Genomic DNA, 26,932 nt, shown 5'->3' with positions numbered 1-26,932 from the left:
GCACTCTTGCCTGACTCATTCTCTTTCAGAGCCTTAATAATTTGTGTTTCTGTAAACTTACTTCTTTTCATAATAATTCAAATTTAGTTAATTTTAGATTTGTATTATTTTTTGGTAAGGCTACAATTAAAAATAAGAAAATTGATTATACAGATAAGGTATACTCAAATAAAAAATTGTTTATTGGTGTAGCAAACACTCAACTTTCAACTGATTTAGATAGTCAAAAATTCGTTAATAACAATAATCACTTCAAATCTTTAATGGATTTTTGTACTGAATTAAATATACAAGAAAATTTGGAACTCGAATTTTATAATAACTTTTATGAAGATGATAATCACGCAAGTCTATGTGTTGCTGCAACAAATGACGGATTAAGAAAAATTTTCTCATGGTACAATTTGGATGTTTCTAAGCCTACAGTTCAATTATTAACCAAAACTCAAGTTTATGAAATGTTAAATTCGTACAATAAAACCATGTCGAAATTATATAAAGAAGACTTATACGCAGATGAAAAATTAATTAATGAACTTGCATTAAATATTGAAGATAGCTCTACATCTTTTGAACTTTTAAAAATGAACTTGATCAATAATCCCGAAAGCTTTAATGCTCACTTTTCAATAGGTCTATTTTATAAAAAAAATGGTAACATTGACTCAACAAAATATTATTTGAAAAAAGCAATTGACATAGAAAAAGACACAATAGCTATAAAACTATTAAAAGACTTAGACAACAATGGGTAACAGGCTGCAATCAGGAATACTTCATTATCGTTCATACGTCCTGATGGAGCCATTACGTTAATATTCTCCCGATTCGACCGTCCATAATTGAGATAAAAGCTGTCCATTTTTCCTCGACAAATTAACTTCCCTTTCTACCGAATCGGTATCTTTATGTCTTAGCTTGCGCTAGTCAGTATTTGAAAAAAAATATGAAACAGTTAGTTTTTACGATAGTATTTATGATTATTTTCTCTTGCGAAAATGCTCCAAAAAATAATCAAGTATTTAAGGTTGAATATAAAGGAGCATTAAAAAATATAATGCGTAAAGGAGATTTGTCAGCTAAAGTAGAGTTGTCGAAATTTCAAAACACTAAAAATCTATTTGCTCTTGGTGCTATTGAAGATTTAAAAGGAGAAATCCAAATATTTGATGGTCAGCCTTACAATACATTTGTTAAAAATGATATTATCATGTTGGATAGCACCTTTTCAAAAAGCGCAACTCTTTTCGTGAGTTCAATTGTTGAAAACTGGGTAACATTCCAAATCCCTAATCAAGTAAAAACAATGAAAGATTTAGAACAATATGTTGAAAGAATTGCATATGAAAATCAAATAGATACAAAGGAGCCTTTTCCATTTTTAGTTATAGGAACACCCGATTTATTGGATTGGCATGTGATAAATTGGAAGGAGGGAGATAAAGTACATTCACATAAAAAACATGTTGAATCAGGATTAAATGGAACGTTAGAGAATCAAAAAGTAGAGATGTTAGGTTTCTATTCTGATTCCCATCATGCAATATTTACACATCACACTACAAATATGCACATTCATATGAAAATGGATAATAACAAAATTGCGGGTCATGTGGATGATGTAATTCTGGGAAAAGGAATGATATTAAAGTTGCCATTAGTTGAATAACTCAATACTGCCTAACAATATGGATCACTCATGCCTTCGATTGGTCGTTATAGAGCATCCATTAACCGTTAGTAGCCAGCTAATTAAATTAAAATAAGATGAAAACTTTTATCATTGTAGTTTTAGTAGGAATAACGCATTTGTGCCACTCCCAAGTGTATACTGAAAAGCAAACCAGGCATAGATTTGCTCAACTTAATCTTGGTGTAGATTTTCAGTCAAGTTTTGGAGGTTCAACCAAATATCTTGATGAACTAGGAAATCCACAATCCTTAAATTTGACCAACAGTTACTCGCCAAGGTTCTTAATTGGTGGCACTCATTTTTGGGGACACGCAGATATTTATATTGCCATTCCATTGTTTTCCTCAACACTCAAAAAGAATAATCAAGAGGTTTTTGCTTTTAGGGGAGTCGAGACGGTTTTTAAATATTATCCGCTGAGAATTGAGAACAACAAAATTAGACCGTACCTAGGGACTTCATTAGCACCATTTTATTTTGAGCAACGAAACAATAATTTTCAATATTCAAGTGGACCAGAGTTGAACCACACCAGTTTTCCTTTTCTTGGTGGCCTTACTTTCAATTCTAAAAATCATTTAATTGAACTGGGTTTTGCTTGGAATTATCAAAACAAACAAGATTATTACATATCTCGAACTCAAATAGAGAAAATTAATACCCCTCCTCTCTATACAACCCTATCTTACAGGTATATGCTTGAAACTACATTAAGTGCTGAAAAGGATTGGGAATCTGGCAGAACAAATGAAGTCACCGAAATCCTCGCTAAAAGAGGTCGATTAAACGGACTTTATGTAGGTGTAGGTATTTCATCCGCTTTTTGGCTAAATCAAAGCAGCTATAACAAAGCTAGTCAACCTTATATTAGCAAATACAGTACTTCAATAATGCCCGATTTTACGATTGGCTATTATCTTCACAAACCTGACCTGAACGTAGCAATAGGTTATAGAGGATATGGCACTTCAACAAATACATATGGTACGATACAACAACTACACAGAAAATCATTTTTATTTGAGGCCACAAAATATCTATTTGACTATCACGGTTTTGTCCCTTTTGTAGGACCTGCAATTAGTTATGAAAACTTATCATTTGAAGAAGATTTTGAAGGTCAAAGGACTCTTGATATTGAAGACCTAAAATTGGGATATGGACTTACTTTTGGTTGGGATATCAGACCAAACAGAATTCAATCTTGGATACTACGAACTAATTTAAGGTGGTATCCTAATCTCTTCTTGGAGGTTGAGCCCAAATCTGAAGTATCATTTGACAATTTAGAGTTTAATTTTATACAATTGATTATTTACCCGAATAGGATGATAAAACGAAAGCCGAACCACTAACAATGTAAATGTGCTAGGTCGCACTACGCATGTTCAAACTATTGTGTGTAATGAGATAAAAAATAGAATGTTAATTATATGGGTAAGTGATTTAAAGTAATTTTTCTTATCGAGAACGATAAATTAGATGAACCAGCCAGGATAAAAATACATAACAGTGTATGATCATGACATGGGCTATATATTCCCAATCTTCTTCTTAAGTTAAGTCCTGAAAATATCTATAATTAATCAACCACACAGATATATTATCAATTTCGTTCCCTATGATAAATGATTTCAAACACCTAAAATGGATTAATCTGCATCTTACCAATAAAGTAAAATAAAGACAGGCCTATACATCAGATTACTCACTGCAAAATAGGTGATCTCAATTGCCTAAAATTAAGAATCAAAGGAGTCCATTACATTGGTTACCCTTTTAGAATTTTAGCCAAGATAGAGTATAGGCAGAAAGTATGAATTTACAACAGCGATAACTTCAAAAATTGAGCGATAAAAAAATAGCTAAGCAAAGGAATGAAAAAACTTAAAATTGTAATTGCAGTAATCATCATGTGCCTGTATTTTAAAGGAACAGCACAATTCAATCAAAATCAGGATAAACAAATAGTCATAGGTACCGTGGATAGTTTGTATTCTAATATCCTCCAAGAGCAAAGAGAAATCTGGATACATACCCCTGACGATTTTGATTCGACTAAGCTATATCCTGTTATTTACGTACTAGATGCATCTCAACACTTCTATGTAATTACCGGAATGCTAAAACAACTTACACCTTGGCAAATTCCAAAATCCATTATCGTTGGGATTACCAATTCAGATAGAACCAGAGATTTCACACCTACTAACGTTCCTTTTCAGCGCGGACACGAATCGGAAACTTCTGGAGGTGCGAGTCATTTTATCAAGTTTATAGCAGATGAATTAAAACCATTTATCAATCATAAATATCCAACCGAAAACAATAACACCATTATTGGCCATTCTACTGGCGGTCTCTTTGTGCTTTACTCTTACTTGAATCACGAAAATGTTTTTGATAATTATTTAGCAATAGATCCAAGTCTTTGGTGGGACAAAGAAAATCTTGTTAAAGCAAGTCAAGAACTGCTCCTTAAAGGAAACCGAAAGGAAAAGTCATTATATGTAGCCGTGGCTAATAGTATTGGTGAGTCCATGGATACCGTGAAAGTAAGAAAAGATAAAACGGAACCGACCGAAGGTATTAGGGCTAATCTAAAGTTTCATGACTTATTAGTGAAAAATAGTAAAGAGCTTAATTATACGTGGGAATATTTTAAAAGCGAAGACCATGGAAGTGTTGTTGTACCAGCGCTATATAACGGATTGAGATCTGTTTTCTCTTGGTTTCCATTCCCTGAAATGTGGCGTTTCAATACACCCAAAGAATATTCCAGTAAGCAATTGACTGATCCATTTTATTCGCATTATGATAAGTTAAGCATTCGAATGAAACGTGAGATAAAACCTGATTGGCAATTGTTAAATGATATTGGGTTCTTTATGTTAGAAGGTCACAAACTTCCTGAAAAAGCTTTAGCATATTTAGAAATGAATGCCGATTTCTATCCCAATGATTCAAGAAGTTTTCTTGCTTTAGGTAATTATTATTTGTCTCTAAAAGACAAATTGGAAGCCATTAAATACTATAAAAAAGCGATCGAAATAGATGCAAATCAAGAAGCTCAAGCTAAGCTAAAGGATCTAGGTGGGCAATAAAAACGGTGTCTAACAACGTGAAATGGAATTAAAATTTTTATTTACACTATCATAAAACAAAAGGAGCAACACTAAGAAAAGAGCAGATATTAGAGCCTCCAAAGTAATTGTAATCCTACTTTTCTTTTTTAGCCATTCGGTCATCAAAAATTCGATCCATAATTATGGGTATTTAGAAGTTTAATTTCAACAATAGTAAAGATGATGAACTTAAGAGAAGGCTCGAATGTGCGCGAAATGAAAATATCTTAATTGTGAAAACTGGAATGATGTAAGTATATTAGCCCTGAATGAAGCACCTTATACACCTCATAATATAAACTACGTAAAATGAAGTAATGCTATCTGTTGAACTTCTTGTTCCCCGGAAATCACCAACAACTCTGAAAATCTTTCTAATTACACCACAATCTATATGAAGCAAAAGACTTTTAATTCGATAAACTTTAAATTTTTATATCTATCACTCTTAACTTTTATTCTAATTGCTAATACCTCACATGAACTATATGCAAATCATCTGAATGCTGTCCTTCATGGAAATTTTATAGAAAAGTCAACTTTAACGGATTCTATTAAAATTGGCTCGGGTAAATTTGAAAATATAATAGTTCTACCGGCTCCTGATCGCCACGATCAACCAACTGAAAGAGAAATCATCCTTCCCGATTTTGAAGCGTATTGTCATGTAGCAGCGGATTCACCTTCATTTCGATGGATAGGGGCGAGTAACCGAATGTTTCCCTGGGTAGGAGGCAATGACTTAACATCGATATTTGAGCCTAAGTCGCCGATTCCTCCACGAATTCCGATGCCAAACAAAAGATCTATTCTTACATTATTCAAACTGAGCAACGGTGAATATTTAAGCATTATGCCCTTGTCGGGAGATGCGTCCGTTAGCTGGCTTGAAACATTAGAAGATGGAAAATTGATCGTTGATTATGGCAGCTTAGGAGTTGAGCCTGTTCCTAATAACACACCAGTTCCTCTACTTGCATGGGCCATTAGTGATAATGTCTATGGAGCTATTGCCAAAATTTGGGAACATATAACAGAAAATGAGCTCTACAAAGACAAGGCAAGTTTAAGAGTTGATAAAAGCTATCCTGAAGCCATGAAATATCTGGGATGGTGTAGCTGGGAGCAATACCATCGGGGCATTAATGAAGAAGTGGTGACCAATGTATTTAAACGAATAGAGAATTCTAACATTCCTGTCAGATGGATTCTTCTGGATGATGGTCATCAAGCCAGAAAAGATAATCCAAGACAAATGGTCTCGATGAAGCCTGATGCTGAAAAGTTCCCAAATGGATGGGAGCCAATTATAGCACTCAAAAAGGAGGATAAAGTGAAATGGATAGGTATATGGCATACGCTTTTGATGCATTGGGGGAATGTAGATCCTAATCATGAAATGACAAACTTGGCCCCTTATTTAATGCCTCAACCTGATAAAATGATAAAAGAATTTCCAAAAGATAATCAATATATTAAAGACCCAGTTGCAGATGTAAAATCGCTAATCGTCAATGATAATCAAGAAGATAGTGAAAAGTTCTATATGGAATTTATGAAAACCGTTAAAAATGATGGCTTTGATTTTATTAAGACGGATAATGTTTCTCGTTCTGTGATAGAATATTATGGAACAGCTAATGCAGCAAGAGCCCACAAATTTAATGTAATCTCGCTAGAGCATGCCTGCAATGAAAATGGATTGGGACTGATGAACTGTAGTGCCCAGAATACGATTGGGATGCTGAATGCGACCTATAGTGCAACGATGAGAACTAGCCCTGATTACCAGAAACATAATTTACCAACCTCAAAGTCACAGATTCTGCAATCAGTATTTAATGTGAGTTGGTTGGGACAAACTTTATGGCCCGATCATGATATGTTTCATTCTTCAGATTTAGAGGTTGGTGAAACAATGTCACTTACTAAAGCTATGTCGGGTGGACCGATCTACCTTTCCGATGCGCCATCCGATTTTAATATGGAAGTAATTACACCTTTGTGTTATAATGATGGATTGCTCATTAGACCTCTAGCTCCAGCAGCCCCCATGCCTGAAAGTTTCTTTAATGATGCACTTTATGAAAAGAAGGATTTGTACAAAGTGATTGCTCCGTTGAATAACAAATCTTGCGCAATTGCCACTTATAATTTAACCCTTGATAAGAATGCTGAGCTATCTGCGAAGATAACACCAGATGATTACAGATACGCTCCTATAATGATGCAGCCATATGATGGATTGTGGGAGTCACCTAAAGAAGGGATAGTGATTTACAACTGGAAAGAAAAAAAAGGATCAAAACTAGAAAACGATGGATTTCATGTCAATATCAAAGGATTTGGACATAAGCTCTTCCTACTTTGTCCTATTGATAAAGGCTGGGCTGTAGTTGGGCGGCCAGATAAATTTTTATCACCATCGACTATACAAATTCTTGAAATAACGGAAAAGTCGATAAGTATAAAAATGATAGAACAAGGAGCAATCATCCTTTATTCTGAAAGAGGGGGCTTAAAATCAGATTCAATGGAATTTATAAGTTTAGGTGACGACTTTTATCGGGGAGAAATTAAAGGTAGCGTACCCAATAATGATATCATTACCATTACAAATTAATTCCGAGTAGAAATGATTTTTAATAATAGCGATCATCTCACGAGGACATAACCTTACTATTATCAATATTGAGTTCAAGTGAAAATTCCTTTTATATAAATGGTAAATAAGCTTGATATAAAAATATCTGAATTGTGAAAACTGGAATGATGTAGGTATATTAGTGGAGGAGAGGGGAGAAGGAATTAAGTGTGTCGATTAGAACCAAATTAGGGTTAGAGATTTTATTAGAAATGCCAATGAAAAAGACAAAATGTATTAAGCAATCAATATCACTACTTTTCTTGATTTTTAATCTTACAGTATTTGCTTCAAATACGGAATATACAATTAATGGAAAGATAATAAATTACGAAAATTTTGATGTAGCAAGTATATTATTAAAAGCAACAAAGGTAACCCCATCCGGTCAAGTATCAGAATCTATAAAAATAAGTAAGAATGGAGAATTTACTATAAAAGGTAAGTGCTTCAAGAAATTAAACCAAATATGGCTGGCGGTGGATGACATATATTATGGAGAAATCCTAGTATCATCTCAATTGATTATAACTTTAGACTACTGTCAACTTTCAAAATCTAATGTATCATTCTTTGGCGACGGAGTTCAATTCGGAGGAATCGACTCAGAGGCAACTATTATATCAAATAAATGGATCAATTTTCGAAGGACTGATCAACAGCGGTTAAATAGCCAAATACAAATTGTTTCTCGGCTGAATATCTCAGAATTTGAAAAAGTTGATAGACTCAATAAATTATTCAAGAAAAGGGAAGAGTTTGAAACAGAATTTCTAAGCATTTATCCAAATGACATGGCTTGGATTTTAGCTGATAAACGAAATTCTGAATACTATAGTCAATTATTTTTACTGATCGATAAGCAAAATATTAACTGGGAAATTCTTGATGAAGCAATGGCTTTTTCTCCTAATGTTTTAGGGAACTCTAGTTATCAATTTTATAAATACCAGAGTTGGGTTTTAGGAGAAAGTTACATTGGGTCAAATATTTTCAAGAATTGGGAGAACCAAGAGAGAAATTTAAACAAATTGACTGCTCATAACAAAGATTTTCTTATTCTATCTGCAATTCCTGATAATTTAGAGTGGAAGGAGCAGTACGCTACCAAATTTCTTCCATATGTTAATCAAGCTTGGGTGAAAGAATATCTTAAAGAATTAATGGTTCAATCCAAAATCAATATTAACGAAATAAACACTGAACTTAGTAACTCAAAATATAGCAATTTCAATAGTCCAATAGGGAAATCTCATAGAGAATACAGTTTCGGAGCTCAATCATTTATAAGTGAACAGAATGATGCCTTATCCTTTATTAAAGCAATCCAAAAGAACTTTGTCGATAAAGCCATCATAATAGATCTTTGGGCGACATGGTGTAAGCCCTGTATTTCTGATATGAAGAAAGGCAAAAGAATTAAGAAAGAGCTTGAAAATTTACCATTAGTAATAGTATATGTTTGCACCGAACAAGGAAGTAGTGTAGAAAATTGGGAAATGAAAATTGCTGATTTAAAAACTCAAGGAACCCACATATTTATTAATAAAAAATTAACGACCTCGTTTATGGATAAATTTAAACTAAATGGCTATCCAAGCTATCTATTTTTTGATTCAAATGGTGTTTACAAAAAAGATGTAGTAGAAGGAATAAGTAATTTGGATATCGAAAAGTTAAAGTCAAATATCTAAAAATGTGGTGGATACGGAAAATGTTTTAAAAATGAAGGACGCTTATGGTCGTTCCTTATCTTATTGAAAAACCATAGAAAGTAAAAATATATTCCTTGATGAAAAAATCACTAATCTTCATAATTCTACTAAGTTTTTCTAAATTATATGCACATAGCTCAATCAAATGGTATAATATGTCAACTTATCTGGATGTTGAAGGATTGTTCTTATTCTTCTAAGGTAAATAAAAGTGAAATTGCAGGAAAATATGTAGCTCAATTTGATATTATTGATAATCTAAAGTTTTCTAGTTTTGATTATTTGATGAAGACATCATAATTTTACCAGAATTGATATGGGATGATTCTTTAGATTATGATGAAAAATATGTATATCTTATAGCTATACACATGAATATAAAAACAAACAAAAATCATCAATGATTAGTGATCTGCTTTAGTTTCATTTCATAAATTATGAATACTTTAATAGTTGGACATAGTGAACACACCTGAAGTTAATAAAATAAAACACCTAATACGCTTATCCAGAATCAACTACTGAGTCAGCTCCTTTTGCAAATCCTCAAGCGAAACTCCCTTTGTTTCTGGCATCATTCGCCACACAAAGATAAGTTGCAATACCATCATAAATGCAAAGAATCCAAACACAGGTGCCGCTCCTATTCTAACAAATAAAATAGGCACAAAGGAAGGTATGATCGCTGCTAATACCCAGTGGACAGAACTTCCTAAAGCTTGACCTTTAGCTCGTAAATGGTTAGGGAATATCTCAGAGATAAACACCCAGATAACTGTCCCTTGTCCGATCGCATGCGAAGCAATAAATAAGAATAAAAATAGAGGAACAACGATGCCTTGCCAACTAAAAGCAAATGCCATGGCTACTAAAGACAGAGAAACAATGTAACCTATAGACCCGATATACATGAGTTGTTTCCTACCAAATTTATCAATAAGTGACATCCCGATTAAGGTGAATATCAAATTGGTCACACCAAGTCCGATACTACTTAACAAGGCAGTACTTTCACCCAATCCTGCTATTTCGAAAATTCGTGGCGCAAAATATAAGAATGCATTGATGCCAGAAAATTGATTAAAAAAAGCAATGAGTATGGCTAACATCAGTGGGAATCGATATTTCGGGTCGAAAATTGTTTCCTTTTTCGAAGACTGCTTGTCTTCCTCTAGAATCTGCTCGATAATCGGCTCGACATCTTGATCGGGATTAGTCAATTCTAACACAGCTTTAGCTTTTGCCCGATTATTTAAATTTTTCAATAACCATCGTGGACTGTTAGGTATACCCAATACAAGTAGAATATAAATTAAAGCCGGCAATGCTTCTATACCTATCATCCAACGCCAAGCATTGGTGCCTATACCACTAAGTAAAAAATTAGAAAGGAAGGCAATTAATATTCCAAAAACAATATTAAACTGATAGAGGGCAACCAATTTTCCCCGGTCTTTTGCTGGTGCAATTTCTGAAATATATGCTGGTGCAGCTATCGTGGAAGCACCAACTCCTAATCCTCCCAAGAAGCGAAAGAAAGCAAATATCCATGGATCATTCGCTAGGCCTGAACCCACAGCTGAAATAAAAAATAAAATTCCAATCCAGAATAAGGTCTTTTTACGTCCGATTTTATCCGTCGGAATACCCCCGAAAATCGCGCCGATTACTGTTCCCCACAAAGCGGAAGATATGATGACAAACCCATGAAATAATTCACCCTTATTCCAAAGTTCTTGAAGCGACAAATCTGCACCAGAAATAACAACGGTGTCAAAGCCAAATAAGAAACCTGCTAACGCAACTGTAATCGACCATGTGAATATTTTCCTCTTGTTCATATATTATTTTCAGGGTTAATTTTCAAATAAAATGGATGCTATACATTGAATGCAACTCTAGTGTTGAATCATGATAAACGATGTCCGCTCATTGAAACCTAATTGGAATTCGCATTACTTTTTTAAAAATACAATTAATTTAATAAACTTAATTGTTCTTCTAGACTTGGGTCAATGATTAAGTTTCCTTCCTGTAATTTTTTCAATCTTAACAAGGCCTCTAAATAATAGTAATCAGCATAGATAATGGAATAGTCAATTTCACTTTCTCTGGGGAAATGTCCTGTTGAGTGCAATAAAAATGCAGGATTCTTATCGTTAGAGTGATAATTATCAGTTGACAATTCTTGTATCATAAATTCTGCTTGAGTGCGATAATAGGTAGATTTTTTCTCATCTTTCACATAGCCAGATAATTCTAGTAGGGCGGAAGTTACTATCGCTGCAGCTGAAGCATCTTTCGGCTCATTAGGAATGTTAGGAGCGTCGAAATCCCAGTGTGGTATACGATCTTCAGGTAATCTTTCTAAGTAAACATCGGTTACTTTTTGGGCAAAATCCAGAAACTTAGCGTCACCAGTCTCTCGGTAAGTCATGGTATACCCATAAATTGCCCAAGCTTGCCCTCTCGCCCACAGGGATTCATCTGCATAACCTTGGTGAGTTACACCTTTGATCTTTTCTCCTGTAATTGTATCATAAACGATTACATGATAAGTGGTATAATCATCTCTGAAATGATTTTCCATGGTGGTGGTTGCGTGCTTAACTGCAATTTCATATAAATCTTTCGAGCCACCATTCCTACTCGCCCAAAATAGCATTTCTAGGTTAATCATGTTGTCCACGATAGTATTATGTGGCCAATTCATCTTTTCGATCATTGCTGGCCATGAAAGTATGGTCCCTACTGTTGGATTATATAAAGTCGCTAGGGTATCAGCAGTTTTCAGAATGATGTCTTTGTACTCTGGAGAATTGGTCAGTCGGTATCCGTTTCCGATGCTACAATAAACTTGAAAGCCAAGATCATGATCAGTTGCTGATCTTGTCGCTAGCGGAAAGAGTGTTCTACTTGTTTTATCTGCCAATGTTTGCCATTTTTCATCGCCTGTATACTCATATAGATACCACAATATTCCAGGCCAAAATCCACTCGTCCAGTCTTTATAGCTAATCGTTTTCCAGTCTTTTTCTCCAGGTGCAATATTCCGGACAATTGGCTTGTCACTTTGAATGGTTGCTATTGTTTTATTGGCTTGTTGAACACAATAGTCTAAATTCTTTGTTATATCTAAATTTGCTTCTGAGTTATTAGTCGTTTGGCATCCATATGTGGATAGGATCAACGTAAAGACCAATGTAAGATAAATGTTTATTTTCATGTTCTAATATTATAATTTTGACTCATTGTCTAGTTCTTTTTCTTTTTCTCAATTTAGAATTTTAAGGGCGTATTTTTTACGCTATCCTTTTCTCTTTTTACTTCGGTAATATTTCCAAAATCAGCCATTATCTGGTGGGAATAGTGGATGGTTTCAAAGTTTTACTTTTGGCTGTTTAGTCCTAAACTAAGAATTACATAAGATTAATCTAGCAGGAAGGTTTCGTTATGAAATTATCATTCAAAAGGGATAAAATATGGCTATATATGCGTTCTTCATCCTTCTTTGCTTGATTATAGAATTAAAATGGCTCAGTAGCCAGTCAGATTGTTTCGGGCTTCCCCGTCCATTTTAATAGATCATCACTGATATCGAAAAACCAAAGGACCTCGTACACCAGTGGGAGATTTTCTGATAAAATAGTTTAGTATTTTCATCAAGATAAAGCATACCGACCATTTAATTTCAAATAAAATGGCTAAGTAGTCCCTCCAAATAATAAGAATGGTTTGTTACTTAATTTTAAAGTGATAAGAAGAGGCTATAGAAGATTGTAGGGTATTAGTCGGGCTTACCTGTCCATTTTAAAAGTCATCATTGATATCGAAATACCAAAGGACCTCGTACACCAGTGGGAGATTTTCTGATAAAAAAGTTTAGTATTTTCATCAAGATAAAGCATACCGACCATTTAATTTCAAATAAAATGGCTAAGTAGTCCCTCCAAAAAATAAGAATGGTTTGTTACTTAATTTTAAAGTGATAAGAAGAAGCTATAGAAGATTGTAGGGTATTAGTCGGGCTTACCTGTCCCTTTTAGTAGATCATCATTGATATCGAAATACCAAAGGACCTCGTACACCAGTGGGAGATTTTCTGATAAAATAGTTTAGTATTTTCATCAAGATAAAGCATACCGACCATTTAATTTCAAATAAAATGGCTAAGTAGTCCCTCCAAATAATAAGAATGGTTTGTTACTTAATTTTAAAGTGATAAGAAGAGGCTATAGAAGATTGTAGGGTATTAGTCGGGCTTACCTGTCCATTTTAATAGATCATCATTGATATCGAAATACCAAAGGACCTCGTACACCAGTGGGAGATTTTCTGATAAAAAAGTTTAGTATTTTCATCAAGATAAAGCATACCGACCATTTAATTTCAAATAAAATGGCTAAGTAGTCCCTCCAAATAATAAGAATGGTTTGTTACTTAATTTTAAAGTGATAAGAAGAGGCTATAAAAGATAGTGGGTTATTAGTCGGGCTTACCTGTCCATTTTAAAAGTCATCATTGATATCGAAATACCAAAGGACCTCGGAATTTATTCCGAGAAGTATACAGAATAATAGGTCAATAACCTAGAGCATCAGCTCTGCAATCCTAGCTAACGCACCCATCTTCGCTCGGCTTACAGCTCTAAATTAACCCAATGCGATCCTCGTATATTTCGAAAAGAATACAACAGATTCCTCGAAGTATACTCTCGGATCGTAATCTAAGATGCCTCTATCCACCACATCCGCTTTCGAAGTTTTAATACTTCGGGAACATTCGGTCATCCTTCGGAACGACTACTCACCCCATTCAGTATGGAAAATTCCTTCCATATCATTTCTTTCGTAAGTATGAGAACCAAAATGATCACGTTGTGCTTGAATTAAATTTAACGGTAATTCACTCGCCGTATATGCATCGAAGTAAGTCATCGAATTACTGAGACCTGGAACCGGGATTCCGCTCTGCACTGCATAACTTACTAACCTTCTTACAGATGCCACCGTTCCATGTATTTTATCTACAAATGCTGGAGCCATTAATAAGTTGGTCAATTCTTCATTTTCATTGAAAGCAGTTGTGATATCTTCTAGCAACTCAGCTCTAATAATACATCCCGCTCTCCATATTTGTGCAATAGTTGCAATATCCAAGTCGTATTCATATTCTTTCGAAGCAGATGCCAACTGGTGTAAACCTTGAGCATAAGCACAAATAAATGAGAAGTACAACGCTTTTTCAGCATGTTCTACCAATTCAGCTTTATCAATTGGCAAAACACTTGGTCGATCATAAACATTATCCGCTTGCACACGCTCTGATTTCAATGCACTGATTTCTCGCATACTTACCGCAATATCAATCGTCGGCACTGGAATACCAATGTCCATCGCATTTTGAGAAGTCCATTTTCCAGTTCCTTTTTGCTTCGCTTTGTCTAAGATTTTATCAATTAATCTACCATCTCCTTTGTCATCATCCTGCTTAAAAATCTCAGATGTAATTTCCACTAAGAAAGATTTCAACCTTCCATTGTTCCATTTAGCAAAAATATCATGCAACTCATCATTCGTGAAATCTGCTGACTTCCTTAATAAATCATAAATTTCCCCCGTTAACTGCATCATACCATATTCGATACCATTATGCACCATCTTTACATAGTTACCTGCAGATCGTGGTCCTAAGTAAGCAACACATGGTTTACCGTCCTTCGCATTAGCTGCAACTGCTTGGAAGATTGGTTCTATATATTTATATGCTGAAGCAGATCCTCCAGGCATGATACTCGGTCCTTTTCTTGCACCTTTGGCACCTCCTGAAACACCAACTCCTAGATAATGAAATCCTTTATCTGTAAGATATTTTTCTCTGCGATCTGTATCTTTAAAATATGAGTTCCCTCCATCGATCAATAAATCTCCTTCATTCAGATGAGGAAGTAGACTTTCAATAACCATATCCACAGCTCGCCCTGCAGGAACTAAAAGCATTATTTTTCGTGGTACACTTAGGTTCTCTACAAATGTCTTAGCATCAGTGCTTGCATTTACCTTTGCGATATCTCCTCCTTCATTTTGCAGAGCTGTTACAGATTCCTGATTTAAATCAAGTCCAAAAGCAGTGTAGCCATTGTCCGCAACATTCAAAATGAAATTTCTTCCCATAACACCTAATCCGACCATTCCAAAATCGTACTTCATAATTTGTTTTTTATATTATTTGTCAAGCTAATTTATATCACAACTAAAAATTAAAATCCAAGCTAGTTGTGACACCAAAAATACATATTTCCATTGCATTTTATATCTTCACACCAGCTTATTACAAATTCGTGAACAAAATTAAATGCTAATAGGTTGAAAGCGTATGAATAAGATAGACGATCAAATTTTAGTCATTTTTGGAGCATCAGGTGATTTAACGGCTCGAAAGTTAATTCCGGCTCTATATCATCTATGCAAAGGTGAATATCTTCCAAAGAATTTTATAGTTCTTGGAGCGAGCAGAACGGACATGACAGATGAAGAGTTTCGCAACCGTGTGATTACGGAAAGCAAGTTCTTTAAAGATGAACATAAAAGCGATAAGGCTTGTATGGAAGATTTTGCAAGCAAGCTCTTTTACCAAGATTTAGGCGGGGATTACAATTCTAGCTATGAGCCAGTAAAGCAGCGATTGCTTGAATTAAGCAAGGAACACGATATTCCTGAAAATTATATATTCTACTTATCGACACCTCCAAGTATCTACATCAATATTGCTAATAACTTAAGCGCTGTAGGACTAACAGATCAAAGTAACGGATGGAAGCGATTAGTAGTGGAAAAACCTTTCGGATATGATCTCAAATCAGCGAAAAAGTTGAATAAGGGACTACTGAAATGTTTCAATGAGCATCAAATTTACAGAATAGACCATTATCTAGGAAAAGAAACAGTTCAGAATTTATTGGTTACCAGATTTTCGAATAGCATTTTCGAACCACTGTGGAATAAAAACTACATAAGTCATGTAGAAATTACCAATGCTGAATCTGAAGGAGTAGGAAGCAGAGGTGGTTATTATGATGGCTCTGGTGCATTCCGAGATATGTTCCAGAATCACTTAATGCAGATTGTTTCATTAGTGGCGATGGAACCACCATATGCAATCGAAGCGAATGCCATCAGAGAGGAAAAACTAAAAGTACTGAAGTGCTTGAAAGGTTGGACGCCTTCGAGGATTAGAAGAAATACAGTCAGGGCTCAGTATGCAGCCAATGATGGGATGAAAGGGTATAAAGAAGAAGACGGCGTTCCTGAAAAATCTAAAACTGAAACTTACGCGGCTATTAAGTTCTACTTTGAAAATTGGCGATGGGAGAAAGTGCCTTTCTTTGTAAGAACTGCGAAAAGAATGCCTGCGAAAGTGACGGAGGTCATTGTGCACTTTAAACCTTCTCCGAAGAACCTATTTGACGGTAAGCAAGAGAATAACAAATTAATCATCAGAATTCAGCCAAATGAAGGTATTATGCTGAATTTTGGAATGAAGTTGCCAGGCCAAGGATTTAGTGTGGAGAATGTGGATATGGATTTTAATTATTCCGATTTATCTGAGGACGATGTTCCAGAAGCATATGAAAGATTGTTGTTGGATGTGATGCAAGGTGATGCAACTTTATATGCACTAGGAGCAGAAGTGGAGGAAGCTTGGGCATTTGTGGATCCAGTACTAGAAGCTTGGAAGAATGATAAAGATATCGAATTGCACCAATATAAGGCAGGAACATGGGGGCCAAAGGCGGCGGATAAATTATTAGGTAAATTTGATTGGAGAGATCCGACGGAAGATAATATATAATATGGAGACGAAAATTTACAAGGATAAACTAGAGGTTGCAGAAGCATTCTCATCATACTTAAAGGATCTTATCAATGTAGATCATCAAGTATTTATTGCATTGTCAGGTGGATCGACACCTAAGGCTATATTTGACTATATGGCTGAAAACTTTAAAGATTCTATAGATTGGGCCAATGTTCATTTTTATTGGGGTGATGAGAGATGTGTACCACCAGAAGATGCCGAATCGAATTATAAAATGACGGTCGATCATTTATTTTCTAAAATTGACCTACCAAAAGAAAACATACATCGTGTAAAAGGTGAAAATGATCCTGAAGCAGAAAAACTTCGTTATGCGAAAGAAATGTATGATGATATGATCACGAAAGATGGGGTTCCGATTTTTGATTTGGTAATTTTAGGAATGGGAGATGATGGACATACCGCCTCAATATTCCCAGATTCCATCGAACTTTGGGAGTCACCAAATAACACAGAAGTGGCAGTTCATCCGGACTCTGGCCAGAAGCGGATAACGATCACTGGGCAAGTAATTAATAAGGCAAGATCGGTTGCTTTCTTAGTGACTGGAGAAGGAAAAAGAGAGAAAGTTGATGAAATTCTTAATCAGAAAGAAGACCATCAAAAGTATCCTGCATCACTCGTAAAACCAGAATCGGGTAATCTAATTTGGTACTTGGATAAAGCTGCAGCTCAAGACTTAAAAGGCTAGAAATCAAAGTAATAAGACAAAGCCTACTTTTCACCGTTATTTCTTTTTAAATTTAGGTACGAGATTATTTTATATGCTTTATGTGGATTGCAGAAAGCAAAGCTTCTTTTTCATGACTGAAAAAGAAATTATAACAAAATGGAAGGCAATATGACAAATGAAGAAGTAATTAATAAATTTTATAGTTCTTTTAGTGCAGCAGATGCGGAAGGGATGAATAGTTGTTATCACAAAGATGTAGTATTCGAAGATCCTGCTTTTGGCCAATTAAAAGGTGATCGAGTAAGAGGAATGTGGTCGATGTTGCTGAAACGTTCTGGTGGTGGCCTAGATGTGAAATTTAGCGATGTGAAAGCAGATGAGCATACCGGTTCCGCGAAATGGATTGCGAAGTACAATTATGGTCCTAAGAAACGACCAGTAGTTAATAACGTCTCTGCTTCCTTCGAATTCAAAGATGGGAAAATCATAAAGCATACGGATCACTTTGATTCTTGGAAATGGGCATCGATGGCGCTAGGACTTCCTGGTAAATTACTGGGCTGGACACCGTTTTTAAAGAATAAAGTCAAAGGAGAAACGAATAAGTTGCTGGATCAATTTATGGCAAAAAAATAGATAACCCTGATTAGGATGGTTGCGAAATTAGATCGAACTTCCTTGAGATTACTCCTGCTTTTGGTGGGAGTGTATCTGCTTGCAATACTTCAAGACTTTATCTATTCTCAATTAAAAACTACTGGATTTCATCTATCGGAATCGGCTCTTTATAACTTGGTTTGGGTATTTTTTGTACCTATTTTGTTTATATATGCTCGGTACTTATCGTTTATGTATGCAGTTAAGCCATTCATTAAAATAGTTATAGCGATACTTTTAGCAGTGGTTCTCGCCGTAGTTCATATGGTCATTTTTACGGGTTTTTTTATATTGGTCAGTAATTTGATATATGAGCAACCTCATCGATTTTCCGCAATTGTAAAAACGGTTTTTTCGAATCAATTCTATCTCACGGTAATTATCTATGCGGTTTTTCCATTTATTGTAAAACGCAAAATATCTGCTTCAGTTTCTGAATTAGAACAAGTTAATCACCTCCTCATCAAAGATGGCCTAACCACGGAAAGAGTGATGATGGACGAGATAATTTATCTGAAAACGAATCGTCCGTACATTTCAGTTGTCACAGCTGAAAAAAGGTATTTACAGCATTCCACACTTAATGCGATGATGAAGGATTTTAAGGTCAATGTTTTTATTAGGGTTCATCGATCAGCTATTATTAATAAAAATCAGGTAGTTTCTCTTAAGTCCAGGAAGAACGGAGATTTTGATGCGATCATGTCAAACGGAGATGAGGTTAGATTGAGCAGGCACTATCGGGACGCTTGGGAAGTGCTACTCCACAAAGCATAAATATTTCACCACTTAGCTTTTTCGCCCTTGATATCGTTGTTTCACGAGAAAAATAGAACGATGTTGCCATCAAATTGTAAATATGCGATATCTAAATTTGCTTTTGCTTCTTTTGGTTTTCCAAAGTTGTGAAGGACAGTCTGAAGAAGATCCAGTGGTTAAAAATGAGCTATTAATAGGTGGACCATTTGAAAATAGGGATTTGTTTTTTGATGGAATGCCTGAAGAAATTAATTCAGTAGATACGAGTGATTCTTGGGCTAATGCTAAGCAACGTTTATTGATTACGGGGACAATATTTGGCAGCGATGGTAGAACACCGGTTTCAGGTGTGATTCTTTACTACTATCATACCGATGAAAATGGATATTACTCAGGAGAGTCTATACATGGCGACCTTAGAGGTTGGGTGAAATCGGACGTTAATGGTCAATATTCAATTTACACTTCCAGACCAGCGGCTTATCCGGATAGCGATGAGCCTGCACATATTCATCCTACGATTTTAGAGTCAGTAGCAGATTACCCATATTATTTAGATGCTTTTGTATTTGATGATGATAAATTATTGACAACGGCAAAGCGGAATGCGATGGAGAATAGGGGAGGAAGTGGTGTGCTTAGATTGATTAAAAGTGATAGCTATGATATAGCGGAGCATGATATTTTCTTGGGATTGAATATCCCGAATTACCCGGTTGAGGATAATGCTAATCGAAATTCAGGAAAGAAAATAGGGGAGGACTTGACTTCCTTTACGCCATATCATGTTTGGGGCGCGGATAAGGGTTCTACAGCTTGCCCGATATGTAAGTATGGAAAGCATCAGGGCATATTATATTTTACTGGGGAGAATGCTGATTTGGTGGAGATCGAAGATTGGTTGGTGTTTTTTGAAGAAGAAAGTATTCGCAGAGGAGGATTGTTAAAGGTTTATATGATGATTAATGATGAAAGGATCGCTCCTATGGATTTGGAACAAATGGGCAAGAAATTAAATATCCAACATGTGGCGTTAACCATTGGGAATGAAAAGGAAATGGCTAAGAATGGTATTAATTTAGAGGTGGATAATACCGTGATGATTTATCGCAGAAGTAATATAGTCGATAAGTACATTGACCTAAAGCCAATTATGGAGAATCAAGAATTATTGTCGAGAAGATTGGAGGAGACGGAAGGGGCGTTTCTAGGAAGGAAATAATATAATTGCTTCTTTTGATGTTAGCGCTTTTTTGCGATGACATCAATTTTGAAGGAGAAGTCAAGAGCTGAAGCTCAAGGTGCGTTATTCTTAACTACAGATCTGTAAGCCGAGCGCGGAAATGAGCACTAGCTAGGATTGCAGAGCTATTGTCTTTTAGAATGTGGTATGTTTTCAATGATAGGAAATTCTCTTGTTTTTTTCTCGGACTGAAGTCCAAGGTCCTTTGGCATAACGACTTGATTTGTTTTAGATCTGTAAGCCGAGCGGAGAAATGTGGGCAAGCAAGGATTGCAGAGCTATTGTTTTGTAGAGTGCTCGTTTTTCTTCTCGGAATAAATTCCGAGGTCCTATGGTAGCTTAACTTTAATGATGCTTTATTAAAATGGACAGGTAAGCCCGACATCTAAACAAACAATTCTCTATAGTCTATTCTCAACACTTTAATCTTCTGATTTACCTTTCCTCAAATTTGGAGGGACTACTTAGCCATTTTAATTCGAAAAAAGCGGAATAAATTCCGAGGTCCATTGGCATTACAACATACTTTGAATTAGATCTGTAAGCCGAGCGGAGAAACGTGTGCTAGCAAGGATTGCAGAGCTATTATCTGGTAGAATGCTTGTTTTTCTACTCGGAATAAATTCCAAGGTCCTATGGTAGCTTAATTCTGATTAGCTATCTTAATGAAGATGCAACAGTTTCATTTTTCTTACCTAAAACCTAAAAACTAAAAACCAAAAACTACTAAATAGGACATGCTCAAAATCTATTTCACGGAAAAAATCATCCAATTCACAGAATATTCAATAATAACTTGTAAATAAGAAATACCTTTGAAATATTAAGAAAATTTACATCATATTATTAAATGTAGGCTATTGGTTATTCTTTATCCTGCTGCTCGCAAGTCTATACATTGCTTCTCAGGTAGGTGCGGTAAACGGACCACCTCGATTCAAACTAATTACCATGGTAGGTGGGTTTGTTATTATACCCTCCATCATCGCTTTTTACAGCTCTTATTTTCTATTGTTTCATCTTTATGTTCGAAAGAAAATAGGCAGCCTGAAATTGACAGTATCCATCATTTTAACAATACTCATATCATGTTTCATTGCTTTGGTAAATGTCCAGTTTTGGCTGAGATCGCTTAGTGTGTTGTTAGAAGTTGGAGTTGTCAGCCTATTTTTAAATGCATTTAACGTTTTAATCGGATTCATTCTTCGCAGTTTTACTTCGTGGTTTACGGATATAAAAGAGAAAGAAGAATTAGGGAAAAAGACAGAATTACTGGAGTTAGAAATGATCAAACTGAAGTTAGATCCTCATTTTCTATTTAATACCATTAACAACATAGATGTACTGATCGAAACCGATCCAGAGAAAGCCTCCGAATATGTTTTTAAGCTTTCGTCCATCCTTAGATTCTATCTCTACAAAGCATCTGATTCTGTTATCAATTTGAGCGATGAGCTGAAATATATTCATGAATATGTTGAACTTCAGAAAATTCGAACATCCAACCTGGAGTTTGTCAATCTGACGATCAATGGCGATCCGGCAAACAAGAAAATAGCACCGATGGTTTTTATTCCATTTATTGAGAATGCCTTCAAGCATTCACTCGATAAAAAAACAAATGCGATTGTAATAAATATCGAAATCCTTCATGATGTAGTCCACTTTCAATGCAAAAACAAAAAGAACTTATTCATTGATGAGCATTCAGAAGCTAAAGGATTAGGAGACAGCTTAATTAAAAATAGGCTAAAGTTAATTTATGGTGATAACTATCACATCAATGTCAATGATTCCGAAAAGGAATACCTTGTTGATTTAAAAATCCCAGTATGAAAATAACGTGCATCATAGTCGAAGATGAGCCACTCGCGCTCAAGCGGACGAGTTCATATATACGCAAAACTCCATCCTTGGATTTGCTAGCTAGCTTTGAGAATGCTTCTGAAGCATTGGTGTATTTGCAAGATAACACTGTAGACCTTATATTCTTAGATATTCAAATGGATGAGATGACCGGAATTGATTTTCTAGAATCAGTTCATATCGATAGCCAAGTGATATTTACGACTGCATACGAAGAGTATGCAATTAAGGGTTTTGAACTAAATGTTTTAGACTACCTCTTGAAGCCTTTTCATTACGCTCGTTTCCTACAAGCAGTGAATAAATTTCAGCACAAAACTTCGGAAGCTCCCAACTATATATTCATCAAATCTGGTTACCAGTTGGAAAAGATTTTCCTCGATGACATCTTGTACATTGATGGAATGGGAGATTACAGAAGAATTCATACAACCAATAAAAAAATAATGACTATTCAGACATTCTCTGAACTAGAGCATTCTCTCTCGAATTCAAGCCTCAAAAGAGTTCATAAGTCCTATATGGTTGCGTTGGATAAAATCAACCGTGTCGAGCGAAATGTGATTATCATAGGCGAAGAAAGAATTCCGATTTCGAATACCTATAAAGACGACTTTTATCGCTCTATTGATATTTCTTAAAACTTACCTACCTCATTTCACAGATAACTTTGCTTAACTCAAGGATTTTTTTCTTCAGCAGAAAGTCCTTTTCTCATATTGTGGTTCGAACTTGAAAATGCAAGTTTTTTTGTAATCATAAAATTAGAAAGCGTGAAGAAACTCTTTATTATCATCATAATCCTCTCTTTTAATTTTACTTCATTTGGACAAAAAAAGGAAAAAGAAATCGATGAAATTTTCAAAGAATGGAATCATAAGGATCATCCAGGCGGTGTTGTATCCATCTTAAAGAAAGGAAAAACCTTGTTTTCTAAAGCATATGGACTTGCAGATATTAAACATGCAGCTCCTCATAAATTGGAAAGTGTTTTTAACATAGCTTCTGTCTCTAAGCAGTTTACGGCTATGGGGATTATCTTGTTACATATAGATGGTCAACTTTCTATCGATGATGACATCCGAAAATTTCTCCCTGAGCTTCATGAATTTGAAACGCCTATTTCCCTTCGCCATTTATTGCATCATACCAGTGGATTAAGAAGTACACCTGAATTATTTGGTTTGGCAGGTTGGAGAGATGGAGACCCGATTACCACAGAAGATGATTGGAGGTATTTACTAAAGCAAACTAATCTGAATTTTAAACCAAACAGTCAATTTATGTACTCTAATTCTGGCTACATCTTATTGGCTAAAATAATAGAGCGCGTTTCTGGTAAGCACTTCCATGCATGGATGAAAGAAGAAATTTTTATTCCGCTAGAACTGAATCAGACATTTGTCGATGAAACCAATAGTAACGCTGGGCAAAATGTAGCAACGCCTTATTTGGAAATGGGAGAAGGACAGTTTGCAGTTGGAGAAAATACGAGTTTGGATATTGGCGCTTCGAATATATATACGACGGCATCAGATTTAAGTAAATGGATGGAGAACTTTCGAGATCCTGCTGATGGATGGAAAGATGCATTTGAAATGTTATTAACGATGGATGTATTGGACGATGGACAATCAAACAATTACGGCTTCGGAGTAGTAGTGGATGACTTTTTTGGGAATAACAGAATCCAGCATACTGGCGGCGTGCCTGGCTTTTTGTCTTTTGCTATGTACTATCCAGATGATGAATTGACCATTGTTTTGTTGACCAATTTTGTCTCTTTTTCTGTCAATGATAAACTAAGCAAATTGACACAACTCTACTTGAAGAATAAAACAAGAAAAAGCTCGAAGAAAGAATCGGTTAAAACAATAGCGTTTGATGTGGAGGAAGCTCAAAAATGGATTGGTGATTATTGGAATATCAATGAAAACTATCCACGGAATATCTACTTAGACCAAGATACGTTATGGTATTTAAGAGATAATGGGATGAAGTCACCGTTGTTTAGAATTGGATTAGATGAGTATCTTATGGGAGGCATAGCTGCAGTGGTTAAGGTGAAATTTGCGAATAATGGTAAGAATGACATGCAGGTATTTGATAGAGATCGACCTGTCCAATCTTTCATCGCATTCGATAATGTTCCTGTGACCATAGAGGAGCAAAAAGAGTATGCTGGTAATTACTATAGCCCGGAATTAGAAACAAACTATATCATTTCATTTCAGAATAGTGAGCTAGTTGGCTATCATATTCGTCATGGAGAATTTCCAATTGCCATATTAAAAAAGGATGTAACAGATTGGTCAGGGTTTGCCATTGTAACATATGAGCGAGATGAGCAAGATGAGATTATTGGGTTTTATGCAAGCATCAATAGAGTAAAGAAAGTTTGGTTTGCTAAGCGCAAAGATTAAGCTTACGAAACAATTCATTCTTTTTATTCACCTATTCATAAACTGAAATATGAACGAATCTATAATAGAAACAAAGAAGCTCAACTTTTCCTACACTAAAGGTAAGATGGATGTTGAGGATATGGAATTGAAAGTTCCGAAAGGTAGTATATATGGTTTCCTTGGGCCTAATGGTTCAGGAAAGAGTACGACCATTCGTTTGATTTTAGGTTTATTAAAGAAAGACTCTGGATCGGTTTCCCTTTTCGGCGAAATCTATGGGACGAAAAATAAACTGGACATCTTGAGTAGAGTAGGAGCCTTGATAGAGAATCCCTCTTTGTATGAACATTTAACGGCAACTGAAAATTTAAGAATTGCCGCAAATTATCGCCAGAACATTTCTTCAGCTAGGATTAATGAAGTCTTAGAAATAGTGAATTTATTCTACGCTAAAGAGAAAAAAGTAAAAGCCTTTTCATTAGGAATGAAACAACGATTAGGCCTTGCGATCTCCTTGTTGAGTAGTCCAGAACTTATCATTTTGGATGAGCCTACTAACGGATTAGATCCTAAAGGAATAATAGAAATGAGAGCGCTGATTAAAGACCTGAACGAAAAACACGGAACGACCATATTTATTTCTAGTCATTTGTTAACTGAAATTGAAAGGACGTGCACACATGTAGGAATTATTAGAAATGGAAAGATGATTTATCAAGATACGGTGACTTCTTTGAAACAATCGAAAGTAGGTAAAATTAAGGTCAATATAGAAGTAGACCATGCCAGTGAAGCATTAACTGTCTTAAAGCTTTTCACCGATGGAAATGCCATTTTGATTGATGATCAGATACAAATTGAAGTAAATAAAAAAGAAGAAATCACAGGTGTAATTGACGCATTAAGAGCGAATGGAATAAGCATCTACCATGTTTCCGTGAATAACAATTTAGAAGAACATTTCTTATCATTAACTGAAAACTAATCAATATGAAAGCATTTAAATTCTATATTTCAAGTTTGAAAAATGAGCTGATCAAGTTGAGAAGGACGCTTGCTTTTTGGTTAACAATCATCAGTGGTTTGCTCTTTCCGATTTTGTTTTTTATTGCCTACTCAATTAAACCGTTGATACTTGATAAGGGAGTCAATCCGTGGGAAAAATTTATGACTTTGCAAATAGAAAATTCCATACCTTTTTTTATTCCAATGTTTATCGTATTAATTGCAAGTTTGATTATGCAAATAGAACATAAGTCGTTAGGAATAAAGCATTTATTCTCTTTACCTATTCCAAAGTGGAGTGTGTATTTCGGGAAATTGAGTATCGTTATCTTAGCTATAATTTCGACGTATGTTTATTACTTCTTGGCGATTTTAATATCTGCAGAAGTATTGGGTTTGATCAATCCAGATTTAACTTTTTTGGAATTTAGGCCAGATTTTCTGAAATATATAAAGTTGCTGACTTCTACTTTTATTGCATGTTTGGGGATTGTTGGAATTCAATTTTGGTTAAGTTTTAGGTTCAAAAACTTTATTATTTCATTGGGAATGGGAATGTTTTTGGCAATAGTTGGAATTATTGTTTCACAAGCTGAACAGTCTATTTATTTTCCTTATTCATTTAGTGTATTGTCTGTTTCATTAGGAGATAAAATGCCTATGATATTTGGGATTTCGGCGGTTGCAGTGTATAGCCTTGGTTGTTTTATAGTGACCATTTTGCTGGGATACTTGGATATTAGGAGAATGAATATTGAATAATTAAGATGTCATATTTCTAATGATAGGAAATTCTCTATATTTTTTTAGATCTGTAAGCCGAGCGCGGAAATGCGGGCTAGCTAGGATTGCAGAGCTGCTGTCTTGTAAAATGCTCGTTTTTTTCTCGGACTGAAGTCCAAGGTCCTATGGCAGCTTAACTTTAATGATGCTTTATTAAAATGGACAGGTAAGCCCGACAACTAAACAAACAATTCTCTATAGTCTATTCTCAACACTTTAATCTTCTGATTTACCTTTCCTCAAATTTGGAGGGACTACTTAGCCATTTTAATTCGAAAAAAGCGGACTGAAGTGAAAGCTCCTTTGGGTATTATGACTTGATTTGAATTAGATCTGTAAGCCGAGCGCGGAAATGAGCACTAGCTAGGATTGCAGAGCTGCTGTCTTGTAAAATGCTCGTTTTTTTCTCGGACTGAAGTCCAAGGTCCTATGGCAGCTTAACTTTAATGATGCTTTATTAAAATGGACAGGTAAGCCCGACAACTA

The 26,932-nt window shown here is 35.2% G+C and carries 19 protein-coding genes; 16 read left to right on the top strand and 3 right to left on the bottom strand.

Annotation, left to right across the window (positions count from 1 at the left end; all coding sequences use genetic code 11):
• Positions 1-176 precede the first annotated feature (176 nt).
• From L2586_RS23960 to L2586_RS23935, 6 genes are all read left to right on the top strand, one after another.
• Positions 177-755 (top strand): hypothetical protein, encoded by a 579-nt coding sequence (locus tag L2586_RS23960; RefSeq protein ID WP_235295541.1) that lies wholly within the window; start codon positions 177-179, stop codon positions 753-755.
• A gap of 191 nt (positions 756-946) precedes the next feature.
• Positions 947-1,669, top strand: coding sequence for an acetolactate decarboxylase (locus L2586_RS23955; protein WP_235295540.1), 723 nt, complete (start codon positions 947-949; stop codon positions 1,667-1,669).
• 98 nt (positions 1,670-1,767) lie between these two features.
• Complete coding sequence (locus L2586_RS23950; protein ID WP_235295539.1) at positions 1,768-3,048, top strand: hypothetical protein; 1,281 nt, start codon at positions 1,768-1,770, stop codon at positions 3,046-3,048.
• 522 nt (positions 3,049-3,570) lie between these two features.
• Positions 3,571-4,797, top strand: coding sequence for an alpha/beta hydrolase-fold protein (locus tag L2586_RS23945; RefSeq protein WP_235295538.1), 1,227 nt, complete (start codon positions 3,571-3,573; stop codon positions 4,795-4,797).
• A 415-nt stretch (positions 4,798-5,212) separates the two neighbouring features.
• Positions 5,213-7,441, top strand: coding sequence for a Sip1-related alpha-galactosidase (locus L2586_RS23940; protein ID WP_235295537.1), 2,229 nt, complete (start codon positions 5,213-5,215; stop codon positions 7,439-7,441).
• A gap of 239 nt (positions 7,442-7,680) precedes the next feature.
• Positions 7,681-9,156 (top strand): TlpA family protein disulfide reductase, encoded by a 1,476-nt coding sequence (locus L2586_RS23935; RefSeq protein ID WP_235295536.1) that lies wholly within the window; start codon positions 7,681-7,683, stop codon positions 9,154-9,156.
• Between the two features lie 539 nt (positions 9,157-9,695).
• On the opposite strand, the gene L2586_RS23930 is transcribed toward L2586_RS23935, so the two are convergent.
• From L2586_RS23930 to gndA, 3 genes are all read right to left on the bottom strand, one after another.
• Complete coding sequence (locus L2586_RS23930; RefSeq protein WP_235295535.1) at positions 9,696-11,018, bottom strand: sugar porter family MFS transporter; 1,323 nt, start codon at positions 11,016-11,018, stop codon at positions 9,696-9,698.
• Between the two features lie 134 nt (positions 11,019-11,152).
• Positions 11,153-12,403, bottom strand: coding sequence for a glycoside hydrolase family 88 protein (locus L2586_RS23925; protein ID WP_235295534.1), 1,251 nt, complete (start codon positions 12,401-12,403; stop codon positions 11,153-11,155).
• 1,576 nt (positions 12,404-13,979) lie between these two features.
• Positions 13,980-15,386: an NADP-dependent phosphogluconate dehydrogenase gene (gene gndA, locus L2586_RS23920; protein WP_235295533.1), complete on the bottom strand. Its 1,407-nt coding sequence runs from the start codon at positions 15,384-15,386 to the stop codon at positions 13,980-13,982.
• Positions 15,387-15,552: 166 nt separating this feature from the next.
• On the opposite strand from gndA, the gene zwf reads away from it, so the two are divergent.
• From zwf to L2586_RS23870, 10 genes are all read left to right on the top strand, one after another.
• The gene (gene zwf, locus L2586_RS23915) at positions 15,553-17,028 is read left to right on the top strand and encodes a glucose-6-phosphate dehydrogenase (RefSeq protein ID WP_235295532.1); all 1,476 of its coding nucleotides are present in this window, start codon (positions 15,553-15,555) and stop codon (positions 17,026-17,028) included.
• A 1-nt stretch (position 17,029) separates the two neighbouring features.
• Positions 17,030-17,746 carry a 6-phosphogluconolactonase gene (gene pgl / locus L2586_RS23910; RefSeq protein WP_235295531.1) on the top strand — a complete coding sequence of 239 codons (717 nt, stop codon included), beginning with the start codon at positions 17,030-17,032 and terminating at the stop codon, positions 17,744-17,746.
• A gap of 150 nt (positions 17,747-17,896) precedes the next feature.
• Positions 17,897-18,364, top strand: coding sequence for a nuclear transport factor 2 family protein (locus L2586_RS23905; RefSeq protein WP_235295530.1), 468 nt, complete (start codon positions 17,897-17,899; stop codon positions 18,362-18,364).
• Between the two features lie 15 nt (positions 18,365-18,379).
• A complete protein-coding gene (locus tag L2586_RS23900) occupies positions 18,380-19,162 on the top strand; it encodes a LytR/AlgR family response regulator transcription factor (RefSeq protein WP_235295529.1) in 783 nt (260 codons plus the stop codon).
• A gap of 82 nt (positions 19,163-19,244) precedes the next feature.
• On the top strand, positions 19,245-20,366 hold the full coding sequence (locus L2586_RS23895) for a dioxygenase family protein (protein WP_235295528.1): 1,122 nt from the start codon (positions 19,245-19,247) through the stop codon (positions 20,364-20,366).
• A 1,158-nt stretch (positions 20,367-21,524) separates the two neighbouring features.
• The gene (locus L2586_RS23890) at positions 21,525-22,223 is read left to right on the top strand and encodes a sensor histidine kinase (protein WP_235295527.1); all 699 of its coding nucleotides are present in this window, start codon (positions 21,525-21,527) and stop codon (positions 22,221-22,223) included.
• Positions 22,220-22,894: a LytR/AlgR family response regulator transcription factor gene (locus L2586_RS23885; RefSeq protein ID WP_235295526.1), complete on the top strand. Its 675-nt coding sequence runs from the start codon at positions 22,220-22,222 to the stop codon at positions 22,892-22,894. The genes L2586_RS23890 and L2586_RS23885 overlap by 4 nt, the downstream gene beginning before the upstream one ends.
• Before the next feature lie 132 nt (positions 22,895-23,026).
• Positions 23,027-24,676 carry a serine hydrolase domain-containing protein gene (locus L2586_RS23880; protein WP_235295525.1) on the top strand — a complete coding sequence of 550 codons (1,650 nt, stop codon included), beginning with the start codon at positions 23,027-23,029 and terminating at the stop codon, positions 24,674-24,676.
• A gap of 49 nt (positions 24,677-24,725) precedes the next feature.
• A complete protein-coding gene (locus tag L2586_RS23875) occupies positions 24,726-25,643 on the top strand; it encodes an ABC transporter ATP-binding protein (protein WP_235295524.1) in 918 nt (305 codons plus the stop codon).
• Positions 25,644-25,648: 5 nt separating this feature from the next.
• Positions 25,649-26,425, top strand: coding sequence for an ABC transporter permease (locus L2586_RS23870; RefSeq protein ID WP_235295523.1), 777 nt, complete (start codon positions 25,649-25,651; stop codon positions 26,423-26,425).
• The last annotated feature ends 507 nt before the right edge of the window (positions 26,426-26,932 follow it).

It is taken from the genome of Portibacter lacus (genome assembly GCF_021533215.1).
GTDB lineage: Bacteria > Bacteroidota > Bacteroidia > Chitinophagales > Saprospiraceae > Portibacter > Portibacter lacus.
Note: the sequence above shows the minus strand (reverse complement) of the source record. Positions and strands in the feature narration are given on the sequence as shown.